We start from the raw sequence: 21853 nt of genomic DNA, 5'->3' as shown, positions 1-21853 counted from the left end.
AATGGAAAAACTTACGCCGGAAGAGTTTAAGGACGTTATAAGGGGGCTTAATGAATTTGAAAACCCGCCTGCGGTCATGATCTTCGGGGAGCCGGGAATAGGCAAAAGTTTTGCCGTGCGTGAAATAGCCGCAGAACTTGGCAGAAAATACATGCCGTTGTCGCTGGGCAGGTTAGAGGCGTATGACATAAAAGGCATGCCGGACCTGCACGGGCAGTTTATGGAATGGAAGCCGCCTGTAATATGGAAACAGGTGATAGAAGAAAACGGCCGCGCGCTTTTACATTTTGATGAATTCACCCTTGCAGATGAAGCTGTGCAGGGCGCGGTGTTAGATGTGGTGCAGATGAAGTCCATAGACGGGCTTAAACTTCCGGACGGGACAATGATAGTGATTTCCGGCAATATGGGGGGCGATGACGGCACGTTTGCCAAGATACTAACCAGCGCGTTAACAGGCGGCAGGGCGGCGATATTTGGAATGAAACGCCCCGGCATAAACGACTGGATAAAGTATCAAAGGCCCGCGGAAATAATTGAAAACTTTCTGCGTAACCACCCAAACCAGCTTTACCGCGGCCCCAACAGCGCAGAGCCCTTTTCCCCGTGGACATGCCCGCGCGCCTGGTCGCTTTACGACATGGTGATAAAAAAACTTGGGCTTGAAAATCTAAAGTCAAAACCGCACTTAAAAAAGCAGGCGGTTATGTTTGCCAAGTCCCTGCTGTCAGAAGAAACCGTAAATCAGTTCATAGACTTTCTGGAAAATTCGTCCATTGACGCGCTTAAAGTCACCGAAGGCGATAAAGAAATGACAGTGCGGTTTTTACAGGCGGACAATTTCAGGCAGGCATCGGTTATAAAAGAAGCCGCAAAACTTAAATTTAAAACCGGCGTTAAAAAAATAGAGGTCTTTCAAAGGTTCACCGACTTTTTAACCGGCAATAACCTGCCGCAGGAACTGCTGGCGCTTTTTGCGGAAGAACTTGTAAAGCACGACCCGGAAACCCTTGTTAAGTTAAAGGTGGCGGGTATGCCCATGGACCGCTGGGCAGACAAACTGTTAATGGCGTAAGGTGATAAAAGTGGCTGAAAAAACACTTTCAAAAGAAAAATTGGTGCCGCCGGATGAAATTTTACCACCAGATGAAATTCTTCCAATAGAACGGCTGCTTATAAACTACAATTACCGGATTTTTGGCGCGGTGCTTGTGCTGTTAGAAAAACAGCAGTCAGACACCATACAGACGGCAGGGGTAAGTATCTTTAAAGGCAGGGGAATGCTGCAGTATAACCCCGCGTTTATGGCGTCTTTGACAATGCAGGAGCGCATGTTTGTCCTTATGCACGAAGCGTCGCACATAATATTATCTTCCATGTCGCGCAGCGCCGGCAGGGACAAAACTTTGTGGAATTTTGCCACAGACATAGTAATAAATGAAATGCTTGCCCATAATTTTAAGCTGGATATCCCGCAAGGGCTGCTTGATATGGATTTTTTAAACAGCATCACGGGTAAAAAGAATAAAAGTCCGGACGGGTTTAACGGAATTGTAAACATTAACGCCGATGATATTTATAAAGAACTGGCGTTGTTTATAGAACGTGTTGTGCGCAGGGGCAATAAGGCAATAGTGACGTTAAAAAACGGAAAGACAGAAGAAATTGACATTTACGGGGAAGAATGCGACGAAGACGTGTCCGGCCTGGACGGCAGGGTAAAGCAGATGATTAAAGACGTGTTAAACGGCGCGGAAGAATACGGCAACGCCGCGGGAAATTTTGTAAAAGGGCTTTTAAAGGCGGTTAAAAAATCCTTTCCGTTTAAGGATGTATTAAAAAAACAGTTTGAAAAAAAAGATTATGACTTTTCAAGGGCAAACAGAAGAATAAAGGTGTGTGACAGTTTTTTCCCACGGCGCAAAACCCCGGCGTTTGTGGTTTATGCCGCGGTGGACGTGTCTGCTTCCACAAAAGACCTTACAGAAGACTTTCTTGGCTACATTATGGCGCTGCCGCAGTTTGAAGAAGTGGTATTTTTTGATACCAAAATTCAGTACGTGCTAAAAAAAGGCCAGCCAATACCAACTGTGATGAACGGGTACGGCGGCACAGACATTAACTGTGTGATAAAAAGGTGGCAAAAAGTGGAAGATAATAACAGGTCAAAAAAGCTAAACTTTGTCGCGCTTACAGACGGGTATGTGGAAGAAATAGAAGAAATGCCAAAAGAACAGATTTTAGTCCTGACCACAGGAATAGATGTTGAAGGAGCGAGGAATGTAAGGATAAGGGTGTAGCAGAGGGACAGATACACGGAGGGACAGAAGTTTTATTTTGGTTATGCATTGGTAATGGTAGCCGAACCCTTTAGGGTGCGCGTTTTTGGCCTGGATGTTCGTTGGTTTGGGGGGGTTCGGTTGGTCTGGTGGGTTGGATTGGATATTTTGTTTTACTTCCGACCCTCCGACCCTCCGTGCATCCGTCCCTCGTGTTTTGTATTCTGTATTGGTAGACGCGGGTCTTCAGCCCGCGGTACTTGATTTGTTTAATGTTCTAATTTATGGGATATGGGATATAAGTATATTGGATAAATGTTAAAAAGGAGTTTCGATGAAAAAAATGTCTTTCTTAAGCCGCGAATTCGCATCAGCTTTTAAAGATGGTGATTTTGAAAGGGCGCACAAACTTGTTAAAGCAGGCGCCGATATGCATAATACAATTATTGAACTGGATGATGGTCATTCTTATAGGGTAATGGAATATGCGGTGGCAAATGGCCTTTTTGATCATATAAAGGCGCTTATCAGTATGGGGTATAACATCAACGACAGGGATGATACCGGCAAGACCGCGGTCTTTATTGCAATAAATAATATAGATCACACCGTACTAACAGAAGTCCTAAAATACAAACCGGATTTAAACCTGCGGTATAAAGACATGGGGGGATATTACGCTACAGGCAGGTTATTTCACAAGGCAGAAAATACAACGGTGTTGATGCAGGCGTGTTATATAAGCCGGCTTAGGACAATAAAAAAACTGCTTAAACGCGGGGCAGATGCAAACGCGCAGGATTCCTGCGGCTTTACCCCGCTTATGTACCTTGCGTTAAGGTATTTCATCCCGGAATTGACCTGTAATACGTCTTTTGGTTTACCGGTTTACAAGGAAGCGGAGGAAATATTGCATACGGAGTATTTTGAAGGGATAGAAGAAAAAGACCTGGCGCCAATAGCACAGGCGCTTATCAAAGCCGGTGCGGATGTGAATATCCGCAACAAATTCTCCAAAACCGCTAAAAACCTCGCGGCGTTATCTTCAGTGTTATATAGAGTTTTGGAGTGATAGAATTAGGTATTGAAACGTTGGTTTATATGTGGGAATATGTATAAAATATTAGAAACTGGGAGCGGACGATAGAGTAATTATTCATAAGTTATGCAGGTTAAAAAAAGTGGGTTTTATAGTAGTAGTTATCAACTATTTAAATGTGAAGACGAAGCATTCTTAAGATTTTATAATAAAAAGGAATTTAAAAATATAAAATGGCGATAAAGGGTCATATAAAAATTACCAGTCTTTGAAAGTTAATAAAAGTTAGGGTATTTATAAATTTAGATATTCTGAGTAAATTTATAAATAAAAATAAGGATAATATAAGCATAGATAATTGATTTCGAATAAAAATTTTAATTTTTATAATGGAGGAACTATGGAAAAAAAATGGGAAGAAAGATTAAAGTCTGATTTACTAAATATTGCTAGAAAAAATGAAATACCTGTCCCGAAAGCCTTTATATTTTGGTTTATTGATGCTAATGAAACACTTGGAAATAGTGAAATATTAAATATTATAACAGATAAGTCTCATGATGCGGGTTGCGATGCAATACATATTGATACAAAATCAAAAACAATAAAAATTTATCAATCAAAATACTCTGATTCTTTTGGTAATAAAAACTTCAATAAAGAAGAATTACTTAAACTAAGAGCTTTTAATGATTTTATAACATCTTCTTCTTTAGATCTATCGGTTATAAAAAAATATGCTCATAAACAACTTAAAGAAAAGTTAGAAGATGCAAGAGTTGCGTATATTGACGGGTATGAGATTCACAGTTATTTTATTACCACTGATAAGTTTAATAAAAATTCAGAAATTTATAATAAGGACGATTCTATATTTATTGTGTCTTTTGAAAATCTTGAGAGAAGATATGAAGAATGGACAAGAGGGAATAATCCCAAACTTGGGATGGTACAGCTGTGCTATTCCGAAAAAATGGATTATAAAAACGATAATGCTGAATTTAATGCTTATGTATGCAATGTAGAGACAAATATTATGCGAAAGATGTTCGTACAATTTAAAGAAAATCTTTTTTCTAGAAATGTCAGAGTTTTTTTTGAAAAAAGCAAACCTAATAAAGCAATTCAAAAAACACTAGAGGAAAATCCTGGCGAATTTTGGTTTTATAATAATGGTATAACTATATTAGCCGAAAAAGTAGATATCATTGACGAAAAAAGAAAAATAATAGAAATGTATAATCCGCAAATAATAAATGGATGTCAAACAGTTACTACTATTGGGAATAGTAAACCATCTGATGCACATTTGATTGCACGTATTGTAGAGGTTAGGGATGAATCTGAGAATGTGCAACTCATTGACGGGATTATAGAAGCGAATAATAGACAAAATCCGGTAGGTGAAAGAGATTTAAAATCAAATCATCCATATCAAGTTAAATTACAAAGAGAACTTGAACCATATAATTTTTATTATGAAAGAAAGAAAAATCAATACAATCAGAAAAAGATTAAAGATTCAAAAATTAAGAAAATGATTAAGATAACAAATACTGAGTTGATAAGAGCTAACCTTGCCTTTTATGATAATTTATGGAAAGCATTTGTTAAAGAAGATGACATATTTTCAACATATTTTGATGATGTATTTAAGGAAAGTAAGACGGAATTTGAATATGTTGTACCTTATTTAATTTGGCAAAAAATAATGAAAGCGGGAAGGCAATATAAAACTATCGTAAGGACATCTATTGCAGGACCTGCCGGGTTTCATATTATGAAGATAATAAAAAATTCAAGTTCGTTATTTAAAGATCAGACAAAGATGAAAGGAATAATGTCTTTTTTAAATAATATCGATATGCTTCCAAAAGAGCCCGTAAAAGAGTTATATGATTTGTGTTATAGTGAGTATAAGAAATCAGATGTGTATAAAAATGCAAAACAGCCTAGAGATTTTTTAAAAACTAAAAATGCTTTTGATGTTATTTCATCAAAAGTTAAAAAAAAGACAATTGCAAAAATATTAAGTTTTTTTAATGATGGGCTAAAAATAAACTAGTGCATATGTTATGACAGATATTTTAACTAAAGTACAAAGGTCAAATTGCATGAAAGCGGTTAAGTCTAAAGGAACTTTGATTGAAAAGCTGATTGCGATAGAGTTAAGAAAGCAAAAAATTAAATTTAATAGAAACGTAAAATCGATATATGGAACTCCCGATTTTGTACTGAAAGATTTAAAAATGGTAGTTTTTTGCGACAGTGAGTTTTTTCATGGCAAAGACTGGAAAAAAAGAAGATTTAACATTAAAAGTAAGAGGGACTTTTGGTGGAAAAAAATTGAAGGTAATATTGCAAGGGATAGAAAGGTAACCAGAGAGTTAAGGAGTCAAGGGTGGGTAGTTCAGAGGTTCTGGGATTCACAAATCAAAAAGAATCCATCCAAATGTGTGGAGTTGATTCTGAAAAAAGGGTGTAATTATGGCAAAAAGGGCTGCAAAGAAAAAAAGTAAAAGAAGTTATTCTGATGCAATAAAAGAGATTGAAAATTATCTTGTTGAAGAAGAAAACGAAAAATTTGCATATGCCACACATTATCTTCAATCTTACGGTACGGAAGCGGAAGAATATTATAAAGAAGGTGTAAAATTTTTACCTCCCGGATTTCAGCCGGAGTTGTTTAAGATGAATGTTCCTTTTCCGCCGCCTGAAACTCCTAAATTTACTTTTATTGATTTATTTGCGGGTATAGGCGGAATGAGAATAGCATTTCAAAATCTTGGCGGGAAATGTGTGTTTACTTCGGAGTGGGATAAATCAGCGCAGGTTACATATAAAGAAAATTTTGGAGAAATGCCATTCGGAGATATAACAAAGGTTGATGCCAAAAATATACCGGATCATGATGTTTTAGTTGCAGGTTTTCCTTGTCAGTCTTTCAGTATTGCAGGTAAAAGAAAAGGTTTTGAAGATATACGGGGAACCTTATTCTTTGATGTGGCAAGAATACTTAAAGAAAAAAAACCGAAAGCTTTCTTATTGGAAAATGTAAAAGGACTTACAAATCATGAAAAAGGTAAAACTTTACAAGTTATATTGGATGTTTTAAGAAATGAATTAAATTACTATGTACCTGAACCTAAGGTGTTAAATGCAAAAAATTATGGCGTGCCTCAAAATAGAGAACGTATTGTAATAGTGGGATTTAGAAAAGATTTAAAAATAAATGAATTTGAATATCCTGCACCTACAGGTAAGAAAGTCAAATTTTCTGACATCAAAGAAAAAGATGTGGTTTCTTCAAAATACTATTTATCAACTCAGTATTTAAAGACACTTAAAGCGCATAAAGCAAGACATGCATCAAAAGGTAATGGATTTGGGTATGAAATTATACCTGATGACGGAATAGCAAATGCAATTGTAGTCGGGGGTATGGGAAGAGAACGTAATTTGGTTATGGATTACAAATTAAAAGACTTTACTCCGGTTACTAAGATTAAAGGGGAAGTTAACAGAGAGGGTATCAGAAAGATGACACCAAGAGAATGGGCCAGATTGCAGGGATATCCGGATAAATTTAAGATACCTGTTGCTGATGCACAAGCATATAAACAATTTGGAAATTCGGTTCCTGTACCAATGATAAAAGCTGTAGCAGGATGTATTGTTGATAAAGTGGAGGAAATATAATGGCTAAAAAGAAGTCGTATGAAGAGATGACAGGCAATAAAGGCGAGTGGAGTGAGATTTATGTACTTTATAAATTATTAGCAGATGGTGAATTATATGGAGCGGATGTAAAACTTCAAAAACTTGCAACTGAAGTTATGAAAGTATTGGCTGCTCACAGGATAGATCCTAAATCTGATGTTGATTATATAATATCTAAAAAGCAAGTAGAAATTAAAGGGCAAAAAAAGACTGTTTTTATTCCTGTCTCTGAATTTGTAAAATTTTCTTCAGAATTATTAAAAGTAATAAAGACAGAAAAGCCACCAATTAAAATTAAAGATGAAACACTGAAAGATTTTTTGGCAAAAAGCATGGTAACATCAGTAAAAAATAGAAAAGATAAAAAAGGAAAAAATAAAAGCGATCTTGATCTTTCTATAGAGGATTCTGTAACAAGTTCCAGACACAGACTTGGTTTCAGTATAAAATCCAAGGTTGGCGCTTCTGCTACGCTGTTTAATGCGGCTGAAGCTTCAGGGCTTAGATTCAGGATTGAAGGAAGATTATCCAAAGAAGATGTTGATTCAATAAATGCAATTTCCGGTACTAAAACAAAGGTTGAAGAATTGAATAAAAAGGGATGTACTTTAAAGTTCGATTTATATAAAGATGAAAATTTTATGAAAAATTTAAAGATGGTGGATGGGGATCTTGTATACATTTTACCTGAATTAATTAAAATATTTTATTATAAAAAAGGTAAAGCGAAAATTAAAACATTGGTTGAAGATATGGAAACAGATGACTTCTTAAAAATAAACGATCCTCGAAGACCATTTTATAAGAATAAAGTAATGAATTTATTAACGGCATCTGCTCTGGGAATGACTGCAACAGAACCTTGGGATGGATCTTATGATGCTTCTGGTGGTTTTATTGTGGTAAAAGACGATGGAGAGATATTGTGTTATCACTTTTTTAAATGGAATGAGTTTAAGGATTATCTTTTTAATGACACCCACTTTGATATACCTTCCACTAGTGAGAATAAAAGTTATGATTTTGGAAACATCGTAAAAGATGATTCGGGTTTTTACATAGATTTAAATTTTCAGATAAGGTTTAATGGTTAATAAATAGAAATTTTTACTGTATTCTCGTATTCTTTTTCTAGGCTACTAATAACTAAGAACTAATTCTGCCTGTCAGTATTTGACACCTTGTCAATAATTGACATAACCCGCTTTCCCTGTCATAATTAAACATCAATTAAATAAAGCTTTATTCCCGCCTGGATTGTGGCATAGGAAATGCTACTACATACCTGCACGGCAGGTAAAAAGGAGACAGAGGTGAAAAAAATGGGTAAAAGGTTAATTCTTACAGTTCACAAAAATCAGTACTACACGGCTTCGGCTATGATTTTAAGGGGGGTTAAAGAGGCGGATATTGAATTCACCGCTGCGGATGGCATTCACGATGACCTTCTGAAATACTTAGGCAAAGATTATGAAAACATTTACATCATCGGCTCGCGGCTTAAAGCGGATTATGCGGTGCAGCTTAAAGATGCTATTACTGCTCTTGAAAAAGAAAAGGTGGCGGTAACTTTCTATCTTATCGGCGACAGAATAGAAATTAAATCCCCGGAAGTAAAATTCTTTATGCCTTACATAAAAGAAGCGCGTGAAGGTATTGATGGCGCCATGATAACCGACCTTATAAAAAAAGATTTTGAAATTCCTGAAGCTGATTTTCAGCGTATAAATGAAATATACAAAAGTTTTGAACTGAAAAAATATACTTCAAAAGACCCGCAGGCAGAAGGCAGGCGCAAGTTTGTGGAATACACTTACCAGATGTATTTTAAATGGGATGTGGGCGATACTTCGGGGCTTGTGGATATGATTAAAAAGACTGCTTTTGACAGCGCTACTCCCGAAGAAATTAACCGCGCTAAAAAATATGAAACCAGCGAATACATGTTAACCGGCGACAGTAAGGCGCTGGCGATAATAAGAAAAAAAGCGAAAATTGTGGGCGGGTTTGAAACCCCGGTTTTAATTGTGGGTGAAACAGGTACCGGAAAAGAATTTCTTGCAAGAATGGTAAGTGAAGCCAGCAAAAGGCGACAGGACAAGTTTGTGGCGGTAAACTGCGCGGCAATTAACCACGACCTTATGGAAAGCACTCTGTTTGGCCATGAAAAAGGCGCGTTTACCGGGGCGGATAAAAGCAGGGAAGGCGTAATTAAACAGGCAGAAGGCGGAACATTATTTCTGGATGAAATAACAGAAATGCCCCTGGAAATTCAAAGCAAGCTGTTAAGATTCCTGCAGGACTTTCAGTACTGGCCGCTTGGCTTTGACGGCAAAGCTCATTCTGCGGATGTGCGCGTTATTGCCGCCACTAATGCCAACATAAAAAAGATGATTAAAGAAAGAAAATTCCGCGAAGATTTATATTACCGCTTGTCCGGCGTCACTTTAAGGCTGCCGCCCCTGCGCGAACGCAAAGAAGACATAAAGCAGCTTGCGGTAAGCATCACTTACAACCTTAAACAGAAAGAACAGGTTAAAGACTTCACCCTTGGCAAAAAAGATTTTGAAACCCTTGAAAGTTATGACTGGCCGGGCAACGTAAGGCAGCTGCACAAGTTTATATACAGATGCATAATTTTTGACGCCACAGGCGAAGACTTAAAAAAACTGCTGGATGAAGAACGCTGCGAAGACATGGAACTTGCCCCCGTGCGTGAAATTGGGTGCGATGACACCACAATTACCACAATAGCCCAGGCAGAAGAAGCGGCAATAAGAAAGGCGCTTAGGATATTTAAGGGCAAAAAGAAAAAGGCAGCGGAAGCGATAGGTATGGTGCTTAACACACTTAAAAAGAAGATGAAAGATTACGACATAAAAGATGAAACAGCAGGAGATGAAGAATGAGAATAACACCATTTGGCGGGGCAAACGAAATAGGCGGCAATAAGATACTTTTAGAAGCGGGAAAGACAAAGATATTTCTGGATTTTGGCATTCCGTTTGACCGCGGCGAAGGCATTTACAGCGGGCTGGAATTTGTAAACCCGCGCGGCAAGTTAGGGCTGCGCGATTACTTTGAATTTGGCATTGTGCCAAAGTTAGAAGGCATTTACAGCAAAGAAGCGCTGTATTACACAGACCTAAAATACAAAAAGCCCGCCTACGACGCAATTCTAATCTCCCATATCCACTGCGACCATTTTGGCGATGTGGCAGATGTGGACCCTTTAATTCCAGTATATATGGGGCACGGCTCCAAAAAAATTAATGACACGTTTAATACTATATATCCCTCTTTTAAATCAGAAGACAACGGCAATGTGGTGGAGTTTAAATCGGGGAAAAGTTTTCAGATAAAAGATATTGAAATAACGCCTGTCCATGTGGACCATTCAGTCCCCGGCGCGTATGGTTTTATTATTAAAACCCCCGAAGGCACAATTGCCTATTCCGGGGACTACCGCTTTCACGGTTTTAAACCGGAAATGACAGAAGATTTTATAAGGGCCGCAAAAAAAGCCGGGGCAGATTACCTTATAACCGAAGGCACAAGGGTGCGCGCATCTGATGACGCTGTGTTTAAGAAAAAAATGACCGAATCTGACGTAGAAAATGAATTCTGCGAAACCATGAAAAAGTCACAGGGGCTTACCTGCTTTAATTTCTCGTTTCGTAATTTAGACAGGGTGCGCAGCCTGTGTAATGCGGCAAAGCGCGCAGGAAAAGTGCTGGTGTGCAATGCGGGGTTTGGGTACGCGGTGGACAACGCCAAACACATAGTAGAAGGCATGCCGGATATTATCGGCAATCCCAACATAAAAATCTTCAACAAAGACGGCGACATAGCCGCAGAAGACAAGCGTTCTTACATCTACGCCAAGCCATACCTTGAAAGAACCGTGGATTATAAGTGGGTAAAGAAAAACTTAAAGGACACGGTAATGTTCATGTCCGCGTCCGAACTGTCGCAGCTTATTGACATACAGCCGGGCAAAGGTACTTTTGTATATTCCATGTCCGAACATTACATTGAAGGCGAAGGCAACGAAGAATACCGCGACTGCCTTAATAACTGGCTTGACCACTTTGGGATGAAGTTAGCCCAAATTCACTGTTCCGGCCACGCAGACCACGCAGGGGTTAAAAAGATGATAGACGGCGTGTCGGCAAAGCGGATTATCCCGGTCCACACCGAAAACCCGGACGCCTTTAAAAAAATGCACGGTGATGTGGTGATGCTTGAAAGAGGAAAGACAATAAAACTGTAAAGGCAGATGCGTATGGTTGAAAATACGTTTTTAAACATGCATCTTTTAGATGCGGTACAAAGGGGTAACTTACAGATTGCCGCAGGCCTTATTAAAGCCGGCGCGAATCCTGCTGCTTACGACCATACAGCAGAACCCCTTGCGCATGTCGCGTATGAACACTGCGGGCCGGTAATGGCAGATATGATAAAACTGCTGGTGGATAACGGGGCAGATGCGTATGCAACTGCGGACAGCAGCCGCAGTATCTTTGACGTTATGGCGGAAGTCTGCGACTATTATAATATGATGATAATACACAATTTGGGAATTTCACCCAAATCTTCATGTGAAAGACAGTTGATAAACTGGTTTGGATACCCGGATGTAAAGATGGCGCTTGATGCCGGGGTTAATGCCGCGGATATTTCCGTTGAATCCGCGTGTTCAGATTTAGATTACAGGTCTGTAAGGTTATTGATAAAAAACGGCGCTGATGTGAATAAAAGAAACCACGACAACAACACCCCGCTGATGAGGGTGGTCAGTGATCAGTATAAAAAGTTTTTATACAGAAGGTTTGAATTTAACATGTTAAAAGGCAGAAGTGAAAAAGATAAACACATAAAATCAATCAGGCTCGGCCGCATCCGGATAATCATGACCCTGCTAAGGCACGGCGCCGATATGACCGTAATAAACTACGACGACAAAACCGTCTATGATTTAACCAGCGACGGTGAGATAATAAAGATATTAAACAAACACACCAAAGGCCAGCTTGTACTGGGGGTATGAAAAAAGCGAGTTAAAGTAGAAGACGATGAAATATATACATACGTTTGGCAATTCTTTTAGGGTTTGAAGACAATCGTGCTGAAAAACCAAGTAAAAAAAATATAGAGCAGGTGGTTAAAATGGGAATTAGAGAAACAATTAACAAAGAGATAAAGAAAAGGACAGGAATAGATGTCAAAAACAAAAAGGATAATATATCTGAATTAAAAAAGATCAACGAAGATAATCTAATAAACATACTAAAAATTTTAGAAGAAGAGGTTAAAAGTAAAAGTTTTAAGGAAAGCAGTCAAAGAGGAAAACTTAGGGGTTTTGTGCCTTTGAAAGACAATACAATTGATAAATATTCAAATAGGAATAAATTAGAAGTCCCTCTTGTAAGATTAATTGGATTGCTAAAAAATTGGACAACTGAACTAAATCTGTTATCCGGATACAATAATAGTAGTAAATCGGGTGGTAAATTTTCTATTGATCTGGCAAAAAAGCATAAAAACGTTCTTAAACTTGCGGAAGTAAAAGAATGGAAAGGTGCGGATACTTTAATATTTGCAGTTATTGAAATAATTACGAATTTTATGATTTATCTAATTATGAGAGAAAAAGAAAAAGACAAAGATGATAGATGGGCACCAAAATGTAATAAGTTTCAAATTGAAGTTATCGCACCGGCTGAATATTATGATTGTCAAGGAATTGATAGTTATAAGAAAAGATCTAAAGAAATAGAAAAGAACCTACTTAAAGTGTTGCAGTTATCAAAAGATTATAATGTGGAGCATCTTAAATTCAAGTTTAGTGAAGTTTTTATAAAAGATGACAAGAATGGATTGATAAAAATCATGAAAGATAGGAATGATTTACTGACTAACAAATATTTGAAAGGAAAACCATCAAAAATAAGCAGAAAAGAATTAGCTGAGGATTTTGGATTGAAAATACAGGATCGAAAATGAAACTATCCATTCTTCGCGGCTCTTTGGAAATCGGCGGGAGCTGCGTAAAGATTTCTCACGACGGCCACGCTATCATAATTGACATGGGTTTACCGCTATATGATAAAGACGGTAAGAATTTTGACAAACGTAAAGCACGAGAAATGCTGCCAGACGAACCAGGATTATACAAACAACCCTATATAGATGCAATTCTATTAAGCCACTCGCACCAGGACCACTACGGCCTGATTGCCTATTCGGCAGAGAGCATTCCTGTATACGCAAGTAAAGGGAGCATTGACCTAACTCTTATTTCTGAAATGCTGGAAAAATTCAAGATTAGTGAAAGCCGTTTTAGAATGATAAAAGATAAACAAGTATTTATTATCGGGCCTTTCGAGATAACAGCTTATAGCGTAGACCACTCTGCTTATGATTCTATGGCTTTTAAAGTTAAGGCAGGCGGGAAAACGCTGGTGTATTCGGGTGACTTCAGGGCGAATGGGCAGAGAAATTGGGTGTTTGAGAACTTGTTAAAAGGAGTTAACGAGCAGGTAGATGCACTGCTGCTTGAAGGAACGATGATAGGGGGGACTGAAAGGCAGAACCGTACCGAAGAAAACGTGGAAGATGATCTTGTTAAAGAACTACAGAAAGAACATAAAGGGCTGACTTTTATTTCGTTCAGCAGTCAGAATATCGGAAGGTTCAGGAGTATTTATAGAGCCTGTGTTAAAACTCGCAAGACGTTTATTATCGATCCATATCAGGCATACATACTTGAAAAATGGCCTATAAGCATGCCTAAATATAACGCAAATAATATTAAGGTTTATTGTGTAAAAAATAGCAATCACTCAAAGGTAATTTTTAAAGATTATAAGATATATAAATTCGGTAAGAATAAAATATCGGTTAAAGAAATTTTAGAAAACCCTGAGCAGTACGTAATAATCGACCACCATCATGTCAGGGAAGCGTTCAAGAAGAAGTTGGAAGGCTCAAGGGTAATTTGGTCGATGTGGGAAGGGTATCTAAAGCAGGAAAATAACTATTGGGCGGGGAAAAATGTCGAAATGTGTAAAATCCATGCATCCGGGCATGCGGATGTAGCAGCCCTGAAGAAACTGGCTGATAAGTTGAAACCGGGTGTAATTATCCCAATTCATACTAATAACCCCTGCAAATATGCGGATATTTTTAAAAAACACAAGGTTCTGAAATTAGCCGATAAAGAGGAAACTAAACTATAATTTTACTGTCACTTTTTGACACTCCTCTCTAAAATCCCCTTATTTTATCCCATATTTCCGTGGCATATGAATTGCTAATATAAACGTAGAAGAAGTTATATTTTAACAGGATATTAAAGAGAATCGGGAGGAACGGAAATGAGTGATATAAAAATATTCAAGCAACTTGAAAAGGCGGATTCTAAGACACGAAGGACAATTCTCAACAATGCTGATGCTAAATTAATTGCTGATGTAATTGAAAACACAAAGGAGGCATGCGCTAAAATTGGATATTATTCCATGCCTGAAGTCGCCAAATTTCCAAGAATACCCCTTGCTTCCACACGCGAACTTCAGCTTCAGCGGTTTATATGTGAAAGCGGACAGTTAAACGGGATTGACATAGTGTGCAGAGAATTCCCGGTTGGAAAGAAATCAGGTGCGGGACATATAGACCTGATTGGCAAAAATGGTAATGACATTTACCTGTATGAACTTAAATATGCGTCAAAAGACGACCTAACAAAAGCCATCTGCCAGATTGCAGGATATTACTGCTATATGGTTTCAAATGCAGATAATATTTTTCCGGCAAAGACTTTTAACTTTAAACCGGTGATTGTGGCTGATGCGGTTTATTATGAAGAATCCCAAAGAAAGAACAGCAGTAATGGTGATTATAATCTGGCAAGTAAGCTTTTGTCGTTGCTTAAAGCAAACGGTGTTGACATTAACCTGTGCGAAATAAAGTATTCTATGGAAAGTGTTAGCGTTTAAGTCTTACAAATATTTTATTACCTGCAAGACAACGGTATAACAACTTATTACAGTGATAAGTTTCAATGAAAATGCGTTGACCATATAACTGAATAAGGATTATAATAAAAATCGATATAAAAGAATGCAGTAGCAATATTTACTATTTGTTATTAAGAAAACTTAGTGTGTTAAGTTGGCAGACTACACTCGGCGGGAGGGATTATGGATACACCTAAGTGTCCCATATGTAGCAACGAAATGGTGCTTCGTACGGCGAGAAAAGGGAAAAGTGCAGGCAAACAGTTTTATGGGTGCAAAAAATATCCCAACTGCAAAGGCACAAGAGATTATAATTCTGAAGATTTAAAAAATAATAGTTCCGCAAACCTTGAAAATAAAAACTCCAAGCACAGTAAATTAAGCTATAAAACAGATAAAGATACGATTAAGGCAAATGTAGAGTTAAATACGACCGACATAACGGATAAGGATAGTATTAATGATGATTTAATGAAAGAGCGCATTAACAGGTATAAGAATTTAAATGACGGCAATCCGGAAGTTGATAGTGCGCTAAAAAAGACAATGGTTTTGTTTTCTGTAGAACGGATTAGAGATTATATATTTGAACCTTTCCGGGTAATGTTTTTAAGAAAGGCATCATCTGATGACGGGATAAGGGCAATAATAACACAGACTGCAGTTGTTAATGCGGTTTTGGCAGGGTTACCCGGTAAAATGGGAATAGGAGTTGCCGTTAGTATTGCGCTTGAAGCTTATATGGCTTATTCAATAGGGCGGTACGTTGGAGTCAAGATTGATGAGCCAAAGGATGTATTTAAATATTTTGGATTAATTTCCGGGATATTACTGACAGTTCTTATGGTATTTAAGCAGTTATTATCATTATTTTTTTCTCTTTTCTCTGTAATTCCCATGGTTAATCCTTTAATCTTTGCTGAATTAGTTGTAACTACATTCGTGGGTGTTATATTCTGGGTTGGGTTTAAGGAAGTTAAGAAAAAAGGCAGTTTTTCTGTTCCTTTTTCTGCTCTTGTTGAAGTTTCTAAAGAAACTAAAAAGATAGTATCTTACCAGATAAATAAATTCTCCAAACTTATGACAAAAAACAATATTTTAATCGTAGTTAAAAGAATGAGAGAATATTACACCGGGGAAGTTGTGGTGAAAACACCAGTAATCAGGGACAATGTTTATACATCAATTGCTATGGTCGCTTTAAAAACAAGAGATTATGACAAACTTGAAGGGCCTATGGGGGAAATGTTTCTGGATGCAATCAGAGAAAGGTTTTCAAAATTAAAAAATGCTGAAGTTGAAGAAATTGCAGAACATATGCAGAATTATGATGAAGAGCAGATGCAAGGCGTAATAACCATGATAAAGGGTAAAATGTTTGAACACATGGTTGAAAAAGCCGAAAACACAGACGGCGACAGGTGGGTGGCAAAATTATTTGAAAATGAATCGCATCCATCAACGGACATTATTTTTGAAAACTCTGATACTCATGAAAGACTGGCTGTATCTTTAAAGGCAACTGACAGTCCGGAACTGATAGAAAAAGCATTGTCCAAATATCCAAGTGATGAGGTAATAACAACAAATGAAGTATATGATAACTATTTTAAAGAACATGATATGGTCAGTTCGTCGGGTATCAGTAATGAATATGTTACAAATGTTACTGAGGAAAATTTTGATAAGTTATTACATCAGTCAAAAACTCATCAGGACTTTGATGGCGGTAAGGTTGTAGGAGCGGGTGCTGCGGTTGCTTTGACTGTTTCGCTCTGGCCTTTTGTTGTGGCTTATCTTAGAGGTAAAATATCATCAGAATATTTAAAAAAGGCTTGTGTTCATATTTTGGGAGTAAGCGGCGAACGCATGGCTGTTAAATTGCTGGCTTTTTCTACATTTGGACCGGTAATTCTATGGGGACTTTTAGCAACTACGGTAATTCAAGTTACTGAAGGCGGCGGATTTGCAACTGAAGAATAAATAACAGCCAAAAAAGCGGGGGAATATATAAATATTATATAAAACTTCGCCCATATGTGCGCCTATGAAGAACCGGAAAAGTATCTGATATTATGGTAAATAAAGTGCTTAAAGAAAATAAGTAATTTGTTTATATTCTGTAATACGAAAATAAGTATATCCGGCTGGTTGACAGAATATCTTATAAGGCGGATACTATAGGGCAATTAGGGAAAATTCAATAAATAATATTTCAGGAGGGTTTATGAAGAAGATATTTCCGTTAGTTCTTATCTACGTTATTGCTCTAATCGGGTGGATGATATTGGGGTCGGTTACTTCTTTTCGGTCTTACTCGCAGGATGATAAATTAAAACAGCGTGTGGGCGGGCTTTGGGGGGCAAGTCAGGACCAGGAAGCGCCGGATGTATTTTATGAGGAAAAGAAAATGAAGACCGTAAAGGAAAGGGATGAAGATACAGACAGGATGGCTTCGCGTACGGTTGAAACCATCGAACAGTTTGGCATTAACCTTGAATCAACAGACCTTAAAGCCGACTTTAACCTTGATTACCGCAAGAAGGGGCTGCTTTGGTACTCCACATATAAAGTAAAGATAGCGGGGGAATATGGTTTTATTAATACCGCGGGTAAAAACACTGATGTTAATTTTGTCTATAAATTCCCTTCGTCAAACGGTGTTTATGACGACTTTTTAATAATGGTTAACGGGAAAAAATTTGAAAACGTAAGGCCTGCAAACGGGAAAGTGGCTGTTAAGCTTCCTATGAAAGCAGGTGAAAAAGCGTCTGTAACTGTTTCTTATGTTTCACAGGGAATGGATAACTGGTGGTACAGTTTTGGCAGCAGCGTTACCAACGTGAAAAACTTTAACCTTGTCATGACAACTGATTTTAATAAAATAGATTTTCCGGAAAGGGCTATGTCGCCTTCGTCCAAAAAGAAAACAGAAAAAGGGTGGGAACTTGCGTGGAATTACAAGAACCTGCTGTCAGGCATAAATATCGGCCTTGAAATGCCAAAGAAACTTAATCCCGGCCCTTTTGCCAGCCAGGTAAGCTTTTTCGCGCCTGTGTCGCTGTTCTTCTTTTTCTTTCTTATGTTCATAATCACCGCGATAAAGGGAATAAAGATTCATCCAATGAATTACTTTTTCATTGCCGCGGCTTTTTTCAGCTTCCACCTTATGCTTTCTTACCTTGCGGATGTGGTGAACATTTACATTGCCTTTACCATCGCCTCTGCCGTATCCATTTTTCTTGTCATAAGCTACATGCGCCTGGTTGTGGGCAATAAGTTTGCTTTTTTTGAAGTGGGGCTGTCGCAGTTTGTTTACCTTGTGCTTTTCTCCGCCGCGTTCTTTCTGCAGGGATACACAGGGCTTACAATCACCGCGCTTGTTGTTATAACCCTGTTTGTGGTGATGCAGTTTACGGGTAAAGTGGACTGGGAAAAACAGCTTAAAGCCGACAAACCCGGGAAGTAAAGCGGGATTTTTTACCCGCAATTTATCTGCAATTTATCTGCGATGGTGATAATATTTCGCGGAAATTTACCGGAAATTTTGTGGAAATAGGTATTAAACTGACATAAAGGAGAAATAGGATGAAACAGATAATAAAAGAATACAGGTACAGGTCGGGGTATTTGATGATGGCCTTAATAACCCTTATGTTTGGGGCGGGGGCTTTTGTGCTGTACCACCTGGCAGTTACAAATGACAGGGGGCTTATAATCAACGGGTTTATAAAACTAAATGAAAGCCAGGCGGATATTTTTTATTACGTGCTGACAGGGTTTTCTGTTGTCTTTGCTATTGCGGGAATTGTGATTCCGCTTCTGGAAATGTCTTCAAAAGTTCCCAGGGTGCTGACAGTTTATGATGACGGCATTTCTTTTCCTATGCGTAAAGAGATGTGCGAATTTAAGTGGTACGAGATAACAAATATGACAGAAACAAACGTGCAGGGGACTATTATTATAGAACTGACCCCGGTTACCGGAAGAAAATATTCAATCAACAACCGGATGTTTAAATCCAAAAAGGAATTTGAAGAGGTATACAGTATCCTTAAGGAAAAAATAAAGATACAAGCATAAAGGAGTATATTATGAAAAAGTTTCTTGCACCGCAGCCGATACTGCTTCCATCACCTGTCCTTATAATAGGAACATACGGGGAGAATGACGCTCCCAACATCATGAATGCCGCATGGGGCGGGATAGCATCAAGCAAACCGCCGTGTATCAGTATAAGCGTGCAGCCGGTAAGGCTTACACATGAAAATATCATCAGAAATAAATGTTTTACCATAAATATCCCTTCTGAAAAGTTTGTGAAACAGGCCGACTATGCAGGGCTGGTTTCCGGCAGGGAATACAACAAATTTGAAGAGGCAAAATTAACCCCTGAAAAAAGCGCGCTTGTAAACGCTCCATATATAAAAGAATTTCCCTACTGCCTTGAATGTAAACTGGTAAATACCGTAAACGTCGGGTCGCACACTATGTTTATAGGCGAAATTGTGGGGATAGTGGCTGACAGCAATGTGCTTGGCAAAAACAGCCTCCCTGATATAAAAAAGGTTAAGCCCATAATGTTTGGTTCCTTCGGCAGCAGGGCTTATTATGGCGTGGGTAATAAAATCGGTGACGCGTTTGCTGTGGGGAGTAAGATTAAAAAGACAAAATGACGGTAACGGCAGCAGCTGGGAAGCTAAGCAGCTGGGAAGCTAAGCAGCTGGGAAGCTAAGCAGCTGGGAAGAAAAGGCAGAAGGTCGGAAGGTCAGAAGGTCGGAAGGTCAGAGGGTCGGAAGGTCAGAGGGTCGGAAGGTCAGAGGGTCGGAAGAAAGAACGCGAGAGACAGAGGGATAGATGCACAGAGGGACGGAAGGAAGGTTTGGAAGTGGTAGCCGCACCTTTTAAGGTGCGCGTTTTTGGTGTAACAGGTTTCAGTTGTAACTTGTAAGATGTTACCTGTAAGTTATCTCCGTCCCTCGGGTTTCATTTATGGGATATGGGATAAATGGTTATGGGATAGATTTGTACCATTCTTGACTTTGTAACGTAATATGTTACAATTGTAACATAAAGTGTTACAAAGGAGAGCGTATGGTATTCAATGAATCGGTCTTAAAGGTTATATCAACCGGCACAAAAGCGCGTGTGGCGGAATTTTTTCTTTCAAATCCGCCTAAAATGAGCGAAAGGGAGATTGCCCGGCAGCTGAAAACATCCCACATGAGCGTTAACAGGGCGATAAACGAACTGTTCAGTGTTAATTTTCTTAAAGTAGTAAGGGCGGGAAACGTAAATTTGTGGGAGTTGAACACGGACAGCTATGCCTATGACATTATATCAGCGGTAATGAATAAAATGCCCGGGGCTGCAGACCCGCTTAAAGAACTTAAAAAAACCATAAAAGACGGCTTAAAAAACAGTAAAATTGTAACTGCTGTTTTATATGGTTCTGTTGCTTCAGGGGTGGAAAAGCCGGACAGCGATATTGACCTGTTTATTGTGGTGCAGGATGAAACGGCGGTAAAAGAAATTGAACCCGCGTTAATAAAACTTGAAAAAAACTGCCTTAAGCTTTATGGCAATCCTTTGTCGCCGTATATTATGACGCAAAAAGAGTTTAAGGCGAAAAAAGAACTCCCGGTTGTAAAAAACGCAATGAAGGGGATAAAGATAATTTAGCAGTAAACAAACATATCCCCTCCCCAGCCCAATTCAGAATTGACATACCCGCTATTCAATTGATATAATAAATAACGGCTTAAAAACTGGTTTTCATGGTGCAAAACAATAACCCGGAGGTATAACGTGGTTAAGAAACTGACAACCCTGATTTTAGTACTAATAGGAATGGCAATAGGCGGTTTTATCAGCCTTGTAATGTTTGACAGGGTTTTTACCCAATCCCTTACGAACCTTAAAAGTTATTCGGTTGAGGACTGGGGCAGAATGGAATATTACGTAAGCAAGATAGTGGACAGGACAATTAAGTACAGGGAAATGATGGATAAGGATAAAATGAAATACGACCCCAAACCTTTTGACGAAGCGGTAGGCGCCAGAAGCATTATTCTTGGCGGCGACACATTAAAAGATAAAGCCGCGCACATAGGCAAACTTGAAGAGTCTGTTAATACCATAATTGCACAGTACAATAAGAAAATGGAATTAAGGCGCGAAAGGTTTTACTACCTTGAATGGGGCCTTGTTACAAAAGAGTTTATACATGAATATAAGATAAAGCGCAATCATTACAGGGACACGGTAAGCGAGTATAATTTCCGCATAAAGACCATGCCCTTTGTTCTTCTGGCAAAATCGAAAGGTTTTACCGAATTACCACAGATTGAAGAGAGCAAGTTAACGGCAGTGCAGCTGGCCACGGAGGAATATTCAGATGATTCTTCCGAGGAAAGTCCGGACTCCATGGAGCACGGTTCCCACTAGAACAGCGGGGTGCGCGGCGCGAAAGCGCAGCGTAAAGGATAGTGCCACAGAAAACAGACCGCTCCGTGTATGATATTTTCATGACGGAGTAAGGGTGAAAAGGCGGGGTAAGAGCCCACCGCGTGAAGCGCAAGCGACACGGCACGGAAAACCCAACCGGGAGCAAGGTCAAATAGGGGGCAGATCTCTTTGCGCAAGCAAAGGGGCAGGGATGCTTCATCTCTTAAGCTCCGGGTAGACCGCTAAGATTAATGGCTGGCACCCCGGCAACGGGGACACAGAATCCGGCTTACACTGCCGTTTTAAATAAAAATCCACGGGTGTGTGCCCGTGGATTTTTTACATTA

General features: G+C 38.7%; 18 protein-coding genes, 1 other RNA gene and 1 pseudogene. All 20 read left to right on the top strand.

From position 1 onward, the window contains the following. Nucleotide 1 precedes the first annotated feature (1 nt). Entirely contained in the window at nt 2–1075 is a 1074-nt protein-coding gene (locus tag CVV21_05510) for a hypothetical protein (GenBank protein PKL92208.1), read from the top strand. 1 nt (nt 1076) lies between these two features. Further along, nucleotides 1077–2300 carry a hypothetical protein gene (locus tag CVV21_05505; GenBank protein ID PKL92207.1) on the top strand — a complete coding sequence of 408 codons (1224 nt, stop codon included), beginning with the start codon at nt 1077–1079 and terminating at the stop codon, nt 2298–2300. A gap of 313 nt (nt 2301–2613) precedes the next feature. Next, a complete protein-coding gene (locus CVV21_05500; GenBank protein ID PKL92206.1) occupies nt 2614–3351 on the top strand; it encodes a hypothetical protein in 738 nt (245 codons plus the stop codon). Between the two features lie 367 nt (nt 3352–3718). After that, nucleotides 3719–5383, top strand: coding sequence for a hypothetical protein (locus tag CVV21_05495; GenBank protein PKL92205.1), 1665 nt, complete (start codon nt 3719–3721; stop codon nt 5381–5383). 10 nt (nt 5384–5393) lie between these two features. Next, nucleotides 5394–5837, top strand: coding sequence for a very short patch repair endonuclease (locus CVV21_05490; protein PKL92204.1), 444 nt, complete (start codon nt 5394–5396; stop codon nt 5835–5837). Continuing rightward, nucleotides 5806–7017 (top strand): DNA (cytosine-5-)-methyltransferase, encoded by a 1212-nt coding sequence (locus tag CVV21_05485; protein PKL92203.1) that lies wholly within the window; start codon nt 5806–5808, stop codon nt 7015–7017. The genes CVV21_05490 and CVV21_05485 overlap by 32 nt, the downstream gene beginning before the upstream one ends. Beyond that, nucleotides 7017–8132: a hypothetical protein gene (locus CVV21_05480; GenBank protein PKL92202.1), complete on the top strand. Its 1116-nt coding sequence runs from the start codon at nt 7017–7019 to the stop codon at nt 8130–8132. Before CVV21_05485 ends, CVV21_05480 begins: the two co-directional genes overlap by 1 nt. 177 nt (nt 8133–8309) lie before the next feature. Continuing rightward, a complete protein-coding gene (locus tag CVV21_05475) occupies nt 8310–9947 on the top strand; it encodes a hypothetical protein (GenBank protein ID PKL92201.1) in 1638 nt (545 codons plus the stop codon). Beyond that, the gene (locus CVV21_05470; GenBank protein ID PKL92200.1) at nt 9944–11311 is read left to right on the top strand and encodes a hypothetical protein; all 1368 of its coding nucleotides are present in this window, start codon (nt 9944–9946) and stop codon (nt 11309–11311) included. Before CVV21_05475 ends, CVV21_05470 begins: the two co-directional genes overlap by 4 nt. Before the next feature lie 12 nt (nt 11312–11323). Further along, complete coding sequence (locus CVV21_05465) at nt 11324–12088, top strand: hypothetical protein (GenBank protein ID PKL92199.1); 765 nt, start codon at nt 11324–11326, stop codon at nt 12086–12088. 119 nt (nt 12089–12207) lie between these two features. Continuing rightward, complete coding sequence (locus CVV21_05460) at nt 12208–13044, top strand: hypothetical protein (GenBank protein PKL92198.1); 837 nt, start codon at nt 12208–12210, stop codon at nt 13042–13044. After that, complete coding sequence (locus tag CVV21_05455) at nt 13041–14279, top strand: hypothetical protein (protein ID PKL92197.1); 1239 nt, start codon at nt 13041–13043, stop codon at nt 14277–14279. The genes CVV21_05460 and CVV21_05455 overlap by 4 nt, the downstream gene beginning before the upstream one ends. Nucleotides 14280–14417: 138 nt before the next feature. Then, a complete protein-coding gene (locus CVV21_05450) occupies nt 14418–15038 on the top strand; it encodes a hypothetical protein (protein ID PKL92196.1) in 621 nt (206 codons plus the stop codon). Between the two features lie 204 nt (nt 15039–15242). Continuing rightward, nucleotides 15243–17042: a hypothetical protein gene (locus CVV21_05445; GenBank protein PKL92195.1), complete on the top strand. Its 1800-nt coding sequence runs from the start codon at nt 15243–15245 to the stop codon at nt 17040–17042. Between the two features lie 244 nt (nt 17043–17286). Next, nucleotides 17287–18528, top strand: coding sequence for a hypothetical protein (locus CVV21_05440; GenBank protein ID PKL92194.1), 1242 nt, complete (start codon nt 17287–17289; stop codon nt 18526–18528). A gap of 119 nt (nt 18529–18647) precedes the next feature. Then, nucleotides 18648–19142, top strand: a complete 495-nt coding sequence (locus CVV21_05435; protein PKL92193.1) for a hypothetical protein — start codon at nt 18648–18650, stop codon at nt 19140–19142. 11 nt (nt 19143–19153) lie between these two features. After that, nucleotides 19154–19735, top strand: a complete 582-nt coding sequence (locus CVV21_05430) for a flavoredoxin (protein ID PKL92192.1) — start codon at nt 19154–19156, stop codon at nt 19733–19735. 418 nt (nt 19736–20153) lie between these two features. Then, nucleotides 20154–20741, top strand: a complete 588-nt coding sequence (locus tag CVV21_05425; protein PKL92191.1) for a hypothetical protein — start codon at nt 20154–20156, stop codon at nt 20739–20741. A 168-nt stretch (nt 20742–20909) separates the two neighbouring features. Continuing rightward, nucleotides 20910–21410: pseudogene (locus CVV21_05420) on the top strand (hypothetical protein). An 11-nt stretch (nt 21411–21421) separates the two neighbouring features. Next, nucleotides 21422–21812, top strand: an RNA gene (gene rnpB / locus CVV21_05415) — RNase P RNA component class A. The last annotated feature ends 41 nt before the right edge of the window (nt 21813–21853 follow it).

This window comes from Candidatus Goldiibacteriota bacterium HGW-Goldbacteria-1, from assembly GCA_002839855.1.
GTDB lineage: Bacteria > Oederibacteriota > PGYV01 > PGYV01 > PGYV01 > PGYV01.
This window is presented reverse-complemented; position numbering and strand designations above follow the sequence as displayed.

Excerpts from the sequence above, each read along its gene's own strand:
- CVV21_05510 (PKL92208.1), top strand. The coding sequence starts at position 2 with ATGGAAAAACTTACGCCGGAAGAGTTTAAGGACGTTATAAGGGGGCTT.
- CVV21_05500 (PKL92206.1), top strand. The coding sequence starts at position 2,614 with ATGAAAAAAATGTCTTTCTTAAGCCGCGAATTCGCATCAGCTTTTAAA.
- CVV21_05495 (PKL92205.1), top strand. The coding sequence starts at position 3,719 with ATGGAAAAAAAATGGGAAGAAAGATTAAAGTCTGATTTACTAAATATT.
- CVV21_05490 (PKL92204.1), top strand. The coding sequence starts at position 5,394 with ATGACAGATATTTTAACTAAAGTACAAAGGTCAAATTGCATGAAAGCG.
- CVV21_05485 (PKL92203.1), top strand. The coding sequence starts at position 5,806 with ATGGCAAAAAGGGCTGCAAAGAAAAAAAGTAAAAGAAGTTATTCTGAT.
- CVV21_05480 (PKL92202.1), top strand. The coding sequence starts at position 7,017 with ATGGCTAAAAAGAAGTCGTATGAAGAGATGACAGGCAATAAAGGCGAG.
- CVV21_05475 (PKL92201.1), top strand. The coding sequence starts at position 8,310 with ATGCTACTACATACCTGCACGGCAGGTAAAAAGGAGACAGAGGTGAAA.
- CVV21_05470 (PKL92200.1), top strand. The coding sequence starts at position 9,944 with ATGAGAATAACACCATTTGGCGGGGCAAACGAAATAGGCGGCAATAAG.
- CVV21_05465 (PKL92199.1), top strand. The coding sequence starts at position 11,324 with ATGGTTGAAAATACGTTTTTAAACATGCATCTTTTAGATGCGGTACAA.
- CVV21_05460 (PKL92198.1), top strand. The coding sequence starts at position 12,208 with ATGGGAATTAGAGAAACAATTAACAAAGAGATAAAGAAAAGGACAGGA.
- CVV21_05455 (PKL92197.1), top strand. The coding sequence starts at position 13,041 with ATGAAACTATCCATTCTTCGCGGCTCTTTGGAAATCGGCGGGAGCTGC.
- CVV21_05450 (PKL92196.1), top strand. The coding sequence starts at position 14,418 with ATGAGTGATATAAAAATATTCAAGCAACTTGAAAAGGCGGATTCTAAG.
- CVV21_05445 (PKL92195.1), top strand. The coding sequence starts at position 15,243 with ATGGATACACCTAAGTGTCCCATATGTAGCAACGAAATGGTGCTTCGT.
- CVV21_05440 (PKL92194.1), top strand. The coding sequence starts at position 17,287 with ATGAAGAAGATATTTCCGTTAGTTCTTATCTACGTTATTGCTCTAATC.
- CVV21_05435 (PKL92193.1), top strand. The coding sequence starts at position 18,648 with ATGAAACAGATAATAAAAGAATACAGGTACAGGTCGGGGTATTTGATG.
- CVV21_05430 (PKL92192.1), top strand. The coding sequence starts at position 19,154 with ATGAAAAAGTTTCTTGCACCGCAGCCGATACTGCTTCCATCACCTGTC.
- CVV21_05425 (PKL92191.1), top strand. The coding sequence starts at position 20,154 with ATGGTATTCAATGAATCGGTCTTAAAGGTTATATCAACCGGCACAAAA.